Here is a 7,694-nt window from a genome sequence, read left to right on the forward strand (position 1 = left end):
CCACACTGGAGCGTCTTCTGAGCCTGCTGTCGGCCTTTGAGGTCGTGGTATGGATGACGGATGGCTGGCCGCTGTATGAATCACGCCTGAAGGGAAAGCTGCACGTTATCAGCAAGCGTTACACTCAGCGCATTGAGCGACATAATCTGAATCTGAGACAACATCTGGCAAGGCTGGGACGGAAGTCACTGTCGTTCTCAAAATCGGTGGAGCTGCATGACAAGGTCATCGGGCATTATCTGAACATAAAACACTATCAGTAAGTTGGAGTCATTACCCGAATGTGGACATATATAATTTATGGAGAAAAACACGCATCAAATTGATAAAAGGACGATATTTCAACATGTTGCAGATAATATTATTTTTGATACATACGCGTTATAAATATCAAAAACACAAACCAGATAAATATCTTATCAATATACAACAAAGTTTGAATTATTCAATTTATAGCAGCACAACCAAACGCCAAAAAAAATAATAACCAAGAGCTATAAATAAAGATTAAAAGTATTTTCAGTGAATATGAACTTCTTGCTATTTCTATTACAAAGATGTCCTGGTCTCTCTTTCATTCTCTTCTTGTCAACATCACGACAACTTTCGTAAAACACTCCTGCCCCGCTTCAGGTATACTGTGCACCTTAATTCCACAAACATCAGGCAGACCATGACAGACTTAATCCAACGCCCTCGTCGCCTGCGCAAATCTCCTGCGCTGCGCGCTATGTTTGAAGAGACAACACTTAGCCTTAACGACCTGGTGTTGCCGATCTTTGTTGAAGAAGAAATTGACGACTACAAAGCCGTTGAAGCCATGCCAGGCGTGATGCGCATTCCAGAGAAACATCTGGCACGCGAAATTGAACGCATCGCCAACGCCGGTATTCGTTCCGTGATGACTTTCGGCATCTCTCACCATACCGATGAAACCGGCAGCGACGCCTGGCGGGAAGATGGACTGGTGGCGCGTATGTCGCGCATCTGCAAGCAGACTGTGCCAGAAATGATCGTCATGTCAGACACTTGTTTCTGTGAATACACTTCTCACGGTCACTGCGGTGTGCTGTGCGAGCATGGCGTCGACAACGACGCGACTCTGGAAAATTTAGGCAAGCAAGCCGTGGTTGCAGCTGCTGCAGGCGCAGACTTCATCGCCCCTTCCGCCGCGATGGACGGCCAGGTACAGGCGATTCGTCAGGCGCTGGACGCTGCAGGCTTTAAAGATACGGCGATTATGTCGTATTCGACCAAGTTCGCCTCTTCCTTTTATGGCCCGTTCCGTGAAGCTGCCGGAAGCGCATTAAAAGGCGACCGCAAAAGCTATCAGATGAACCCAATGAACCGTCGCGAGGCGATTCGTGAGTCACTGCTGGATGAAGCCCAGGGCGCAGACTGCCTGATGGTTAAACCTGCTGGAGCGTACCTCGACATCGTGCGTGAGCTGCGTGAACGTACTGAATTGCCGATTGGCGCGTATCAGGTGAGCGGTGAGTACGCGATGATTAAGTTCGCCGCGCTGGCGGGTGCTATAGATGAAGAGAAAGTCGTGCTCGAAAGCTTAGGTTCAATTAAGCGTGCGGGTGCGGATCTGATTTTCAGCTACTTTGCGCTGGATTTGGCTGAGAAGAAGATTCTGCGTTAATTTTTTTCCTCTCAGAAAGGGGGAGTTAACCTGTTGAAAGTACGGTGAACGCCCCCTCACCCTAACCCTCTCCCCAAGGGGGCGAGGGAACCGTCCGCACTCGTATCACCCCGCCCGATAAAACGGTTTATCCCCAAGAATCGTCACCCGATGCATAATCCGCCGCTGTGGCAGGTAATCGGCATTGGCATAGTGCTGAGTCACGCGGTTATCCCAAATCGCAATATCATTCGGTTGCCAGCGCCAACGCACCTGAAACTCCGGTTTAGTGATATGGGCGAATAAAAAGCCTAACAAGGCTTCGCTCTCTTTCTCGCTGACATCGACAATTCGCGTAGTAAAGCCTTCATTCACAAACAGCGCCTGTTTACCGCTCACCGGATGCGTTCGCACCACCGGATGTAGCAACGGAGGATTTTTCGCGACCGCCTCGCGCCAGCGTTGATGTTCCTCCTCGGTTTTGCGGTATTTGTATTCCGGGAACGATTTACGGAAATCATGCTCCGCACGCAGCCCGCTCAGCAGCTGGCGGAAGGGAACAGAGAGCGCCTCATAGGCCGCAATACCGCTGGTCCAGAGCGTATCACCGCCGGTCGAAGGTAATTCTTTAGCTGCCAGAATCGCCCCTGCGGGTGGCGTTTCAATAAATGTCACATCGGTATGCCAGTTGTCGTTATCTGGCGGATTATCGTTATGGGTATCCAGCACGATGATCTCGTCAACCCCTTCGGCATGAGGGTAAACAGGGTGAATATGCAGTTCGCCAAAACGCTGGGCCAGCGCGCGTTGCTGCTGCGGCGTAATGGCTTGATCGCGCAGAAACACCACCTGATGGCGCAGCACCGCATGGTAAAGCTGTTCAAACTGATTATCGCTTAACGGGCGCGTCAGGTCGGCACCCGAAATTTGTGCGCCGATATACGGCCCCAGCGGGGTAATGCTCAGACGTTCACTCATTGTACTTCTCCATGCCAGGGCGTCAGACGGCGCTGTAACGCGCGCAAACCCAGTTCTAAAAGAAAGGCGATAATCGCAATCACCGCGATTCCCGCCAGCACCACGTCAGTCGCGAGAAATTCACCCGCTGACTGAACCATAAATCCTAAACCGCGCGTCGCGGCAATCAGCTCCGCCGCTACCAGCGTAGACCAGCCCACACCCAGACCAATGCGTAATCCGGTGAGGATTTCCGGCAGCGCGCCGGGCAAAATGACAAACCACAGCACCTGCGCACGGCTGGCACCCAGCGACTGGGCGGCACGAATGCGAACCTGCTGCGCGCTTTTCACCCCCGCCAGCGCCGACATCGCCACCGGTGCAAAAATCGCTAAATAGATCAGTAAGATCTTCGAGGTTTCACCAATACCAAACCAGATCACCATCAGCGGCAAATAAGCCAGCGGCGACACCGGACGATAAAGTTCGATTACCGGATCCAGAATGCCGCGCACCGTCGGGCTTAGCCCCATGGCGATCCCGACCGGAATACCGATCACCACCGCCGCGAGTAGCGCCAGCACAATGCGCGTCAGGCTGGCTGCCAGATGCTGCCACAGCGTGGCGTCCATAAATCCCTGCGGTCCGGCAATGGTGAGCAGTTTTGCCAGTACTTGTTGCGGCGGCGGCAAAAACAGCGGGCTAATCAGTTGCAGCGCCGCCACCGTCCACCATACAGTGAGTAAAACCGCTAACGTGCCAATGCTTAAGGTCACCTGACGCGAGAGCGGCCAGCGCCATTTCAGCCGCCGCGAATGCAGTTTTTCATTAATGAGCACACTCATGAGAACGCCTCCCGTTGCTCAAATACGCGGCTTAAAACATATTCGCGCATGGCGATGAATTGTGGATCGGACTTGATGCTGCGGCTCGACTCTCCCGCAACAAAGCGGCGAGCAAAGTTGAGCGGCAGCCGCTCCAGCACACGGCCAGGGCCGGATGAAAGCAGAACCAGTTCAGTCGCCATAAACACCGCTTCTTCTATATCGTGGGTAATCAACAGCACCTGCTTGCCCGTCTCCTGCCAGAGTTTCAGCAGCAGAGTTTGCATCTGGTCGCGGGTGAAGGCGTCCAGCGCACCAAACGGTTCGTCGAGTAATAACAGCTGGGGATTCGCCGCCAGCGCGCGGGCAATCCCCACCCGCTGACGTTGACCACCGGAAAGCTGCCAGATATAGCGTTTTTCTGCGCCTTCCAGCCCCACTTTTTTCAGCACCTGGTGCGCGATTTCCAGTCGCTGCATTTTCTCTATACCTGCCAATTGCAGGCCGAACGCCACGTTGTCCTGTACATTGCGCCACGGTAGCAGCCCTTCATTCTGAAAAACCACCCCGCGCTCTGCTCCCGGTCCCTCAATACGCTTACCCGCCAGTTGAATGCTGTCATGCTGATAAGGCACAAAACCGGCAATCAGATTCAGCAACGTGGTTTTACCGCAGCCGGACGGCCCCAGCACCACCAGTAGCTCGCCGCTTTCCAGCGTCAGGTTGATATCTTCCAGTGCCGGTTTGCCGCCATAATCGGCATAGAGATGAGAGATTTGCAGCATCTGCGCCTCCTTTTATTGCACGAAGCGCGAGGTAACGTACTGGCTGTAATCATTCGCTACAGCCGGGACCTTGCCCTGCTCTTTCAAAAACTGCGCGGTGTCGATGATTACTTTGTTCACCGGTCCGGTCAGTTCTGCCGTTTGTTGCTGCGGCGTCAGATAGGTATTCCCCTTAACCAGCCCCGGAACGTCACCTTCCGGCACGCCGCTTAAACGCGCCAGTTTGCTGATGTTTTCCGGCTGTTTCAGCCACGCGTCTGGGTTAGCAATGTACGGTTGCTGAGCATCGATGGCGCTTTTAGCGAACGCTTTCACGACCTCAGGATGTTTCTCGGCAAAATCTTTGCGCACCACCCAGACGTCCAGCGTTGGCGCCCCCCACTGCCCGACCTGTTCAGAATCGGTCAACACCTTGCCGTCTTTTTCCAGGGCGTTAACCGCCGGTGCCCAGACATAAGCACCATCAATATCACCCCGCTGCCATGCGGCGATAATCGCGGGCGGCTGCAGGTTCACAATCTCCACTTGCCCTGGTTTAATCCCCCAGTGTTTCAGCGCCGCCAGCAGGCTGTAGTGGGTGGTGGAGATAAACGGTACGGCAATGCGTTTGCCAATCAAATCTTCGGGTTTGCTGATAGTTTTCTTTACCACCAGCGCTTCGGAGTTACCCAGTTTTGACGCCAGCAAGAAGACTTCAATCGGCACCTGTTGGCTGGCTGCAACCGCTAATGGGCTGGAACCGAGGTTGCCGATTTGCACGTCGCCAGAAGCCAGCGCCCGCACGATGCTGGCTCCGCTGTCAAACTTACGCCAGTCCACGCTCGCCCCGCTCTCTTTAGCAAAGGTGTTGCCGGCCTGAGCCACTTTCGCCGGTTCGGCTGAGGTTTGATACGCCACGGTGACGTTCACCGCCTGTGCCTGAAAAGCGATGAATGCCAGTGCGGCAAGAAGTGTGTTACGCGATGAAATTGCCATGATTGTCTGCTCCCCAGTCTTGTTATGGGAGCAGTATTCAGGAATAAAAACATTCATTAAAAGAATTAGTCGTTATCGCACAGATGATTTTATTCTTAGCAAAAAAACGGCAAAGGAAAGATTAAATATGCAATTACTCCGTTCTAACAATTGGGAAAATTACTACACTTCATTTTAGTGATGCATAAACAACCACATTACGAGATTTATTACTTCATTGTTTCTATCAATATCAATACATATAATAAAACTATTATATTCGCATTTTATATATCACTGTATCATTCTCAATCACTCGCATATTACATTCACATAATGTATATAAACAATACTTGTTCACAGAACATATTTTTTAAATGCAATTAATTGACAAACTAAATCACATCTAAATACAATGTATAAAACAAAATAACTATACATACCAAACATACAAACACTTAATATATGAATTGCATAAAAACATTACCCAGTCGAACCTCCGGGTCTGAAAGCCCTTGCTTTTCAGTTATTAGCAACATTTAACATTTATAAATTAACATCTGGCTGCACCAGAGATTACGTCTCTGAGTGCATCGTTGTGCTTGTAGTATAATAAATAAAATGGAGTGTCATTAAGTGGATAAGGTTTTAGATTCAGCCCTCCTTTCTTCGGCAAATAAAAGAAAGGGTATCCTTGCTATTGGCGCACATCCTGACGATATAGAATTAGGCTGTGGCGCATCGCTTGCTCGTCTTGCGCAAAAAGGAATTTATATCGCAGCAGTGGTGATGACTACCGGCAACTCTGGTACAGATGGAATAATCGATCGCCATGAAGAATCGCGCAACGCCCTAAAGATATTAGGGTGCCACCAAACTATTCATCTTAATTTTGCTGACACCCGCGCTCATTTACAGCTCAATGATATGATTTCCGCCCTGGAAGACATCATTAAAAATCAAATTCCTTCTGATGTTGAAATCATGCGGGTATATACCATGCATGATGCCGACCGCCATCAGGATCATCTCGCTGTTTATCAAGCTTCAATGGTTGCCTGCCGCACTATTCCACAAATTCTCGGCTACGAAACCCCAAGTACCTGGCTTTCATTTATTCCTCAGGTTTTTGAATCCGTTAAAGAAGAATATTTCACAGTCAAACTTGCTGCATTAAAAAAACATAAAAGCCAGGAACGACGTGATTATATGCGTCATGATCGCCTGCGTGCAGTTGCACAATTTCGCGGGCAACAGGTCAATAGCGATCTGGGTGAAGGCTTTGTAATTCATAAAATGATTCTTTGAGCAAATTGCATGAAAACCTGGATATTTATCTGTATGTCCATAGCAATGTTGCTATGGTTTTTAAGTACGCTAAGACGTAAACCCAGTCAAAAGAAAGGCTGTATTGACGCCATTATACCTGCGTATAACGAAGGCCCGTGTCTGGCGCAGTCACTGGATAATCTACTGCGTAACCCTTATTTTTGCCGGGTAATTTGCGTTAACGACGGCTCCACGGACAATACCGAAGCGGTCATGGCGGAAGTCAAACGCAAATGGGGCGACCGCTTTGTTGCCGTCACGCAAAAAAAATACCGGTAAAGGTGGTGCGCTGATGAATGGCCTCAATTATGCCACCTGCGACCAGGTTTTTTTAAGTGATGCCGACACCTATGTTCCGCCCGATCAAGACGGAATGGGCTATATGCTGGCAGAAATTGAGCGCGGGGCTGTTACCGCACATCCGCGCGACCGTAAAGTTGCCGATGATTGTTATGAAGCGCACGCTACAGCAGCTCCTGGGCGGCGCACCGTTTATTATCAGCGGTGCCTGCGGAATGTTCCGTACTGATGTATTGCGTAAGTTCGGTTTCTCGGATCGTACTAAAGTCGAAGACCTTGATCTCACCTGGACATTAGTGGCAAACGGCTACCGTATTCGGCAGGCGAATCGCTGCATCGTATACCCACAGGAATGCAACAGTCCGCGTGAGGAGTGGCGTCGCTGGCGGCGTTGGATTGTGGGCTACGCGGTCTGTATGCGCCTGCATAAAAGGCTTTTATTTAGCCGCTTCGGTATCTTCAGTATATTTCCTATGCTGTTGGTTGTGATTTATGGCGTTGGGATTTATCTCACTACCTGGTTTAATGAATTCATCACCACCGGGCCGCATGGTGTGGTGTTGGCAATGTTTCCGCTTATCTGGGTCGGCGTAGTTTGTGTTATTGGTGCTTTTAGCGCCTGGTTTCATCGTTGCTGGTTGTTGGTGCCTTTAGCGCCGCTTTCCGTTGTGTATGTATTATTAGCTTATGCCATCTGGGGTAATGCTGCCAACTTACTGATTTAGTGTATGATGGTGATTTTAAGGTGCTTGCGTGGCTTCCATTTCCATCAGATGTCCTTCCTGCTCCGCTACTGAAGGCGTGGTGCGTAACGGCAAAAGCACTGCCGGACATCAGCGCTATCTCTGCTCTCATTGCCGTAAAACATGGCAACTACAGTTCACTTACACCGCCTCTCAGCCCGGTACGCACCAGAAA

8 protein-coding genes and 2 pseudogenes are annotated in these 7,694 nt (G+C 50.4%); 5 read left to right on the forward strand and 5 right to left on the reverse strand.

The genetic code is table 11. The annotated features are described in order from the left end of the window. Together BGK49_RS06465 and hemB are read left to right on the forward strand one after the other, a co-directional pair. Window positions 1-263: IS1 family transposase (locus tag BGK49_RS06465; protein WP_000317683.1), on the forward strand; the 263-nt coding region annotated here is incomplete at its 5' end. A gap of 410 nt (window positions 264-673) precedes the next feature. Continuing rightward, window positions 674-1,648 (forward strand): porphobilinogen synthase, encoded by a 975-nt coding sequence (gene hemB, locus BGK49_RS06470; protein ID WP_001295337.1) that lies wholly within the window; start codon window positions 674-676, stop codon window positions 1,646-1,648. A 105-nt stretch (window positions 1,649-1,753) separates the two neighbouring features. Here the strand turns inward: hemB and tauD are convergent, their stop codons facing one another. From tauD to tauA, 4 genes are read right to left on the reverse strand one after another with little or no spacing between them, the layout of a single operon-like run. After that, the gene (gene tauD, locus BGK49_RS06475) at window positions 1,754-2,605 is read right to left on the reverse strand and encodes a taurine dioxygenase (protein WP_000004025.1); all 852 of its coding nucleotides are present in this window, start codon (window positions 2,603-2,605) and stop codon (window positions 1,754-1,756) included. Beyond that, window positions 2,602-3,429, reverse strand: coding sequence for a taurine ABC transporter permease TauC (gene tauC / locus BGK49_RS06480; RefSeq protein ID WP_000114611.1), 828 nt, complete (start codon window positions 3,427-3,429; stop codon window positions 2,602-2,604). The genes tauD and tauC overlap by 4 nt, the downstream gene beginning before the upstream one ends. Beyond that, the gene (gene tauB, locus BGK49_RS06485) at window positions 3,426-4,193 is read right to left on the reverse strand and encodes a taurine ABC transporter ATP-binding subunit (protein ID WP_000939345.1); all 768 of its coding nucleotides are present in this window, start codon (window positions 4,191-4,193) and stop codon (window positions 3,426-3,428) included. The genes tauC and tauB overlap by 4 nt, the downstream gene beginning before the upstream one ends. Before the next feature lie 12 nt (window positions 4,194-4,205). Next, on the reverse strand, window positions 4,206-5,168 hold the full coding sequence (tauA, locus tag BGK49_RS06490) for a taurine ABC transporter substrate-binding protein (RefSeq protein ID WP_005039740.1): 963 nt from the start codon (window positions 5,166-5,168) through the stop codon (window positions 4,206-4,208). Window positions 5,169-5,783: 615 nt separating this feature from the next. Between tauA and BGK49_RS31610 the strand changes: the two are divergent. Continuing rightward, window positions 5,784-6,194: pseudogene (locus BGK49_RS31610) on the forward strand (PIG-L deacetylase family protein); the annotation flags it as partial. A 126-nt stretch (window positions 6,195-6,320) separates the two neighbouring features. Here the strand turns inward: BGK49_RS31610 and BGK49_RS31615 are convergent. Further along, window positions 6,321-6,440 (reverse strand): hypothetical protein, encoded by a 120-nt coding sequence (locus BGK49_RS31615; protein WP_122995270.1) that lies wholly within the window; start codon window positions 6,438-6,440, stop codon window positions 6,321-6,323. 24 nt (window positions 6,441-6,464) lie between these two features. On the opposite strand from BGK49_RS31615, the pseudogene BGK49_RS06500 reads away from it, so the two are divergent. Both BGK49_RS06500 and BGK49_RS25675 read left to right on the forward strand, forming a co-directional pair. After that, a pseudogene (locus BGK49_RS06500) lies at window positions 6,465-7,474 on the forward strand (glycosyltransferase family 2 protein); the annotation flags it as partial. A gap of 55 nt (window positions 7,475-7,529) precedes the next feature. Then, on the forward strand, window positions 7,530-7,694 hold a 165-nt coding region (locus tag BGK49_RS25675), incomplete at its 3' end, for an IS1 family transposase (protein ID WP_047664789.1).

The organism is Shigella sp. FC1544, from assembly GCF_001722145.1.
In the GTDB taxonomy this organism is placed as follows: domain Bacteria; phylum Pseudomonadota; class Gammaproteobacteria; order Enterobacterales; family Enterobacteriaceae; genus Escherichia; species Escherichia coli.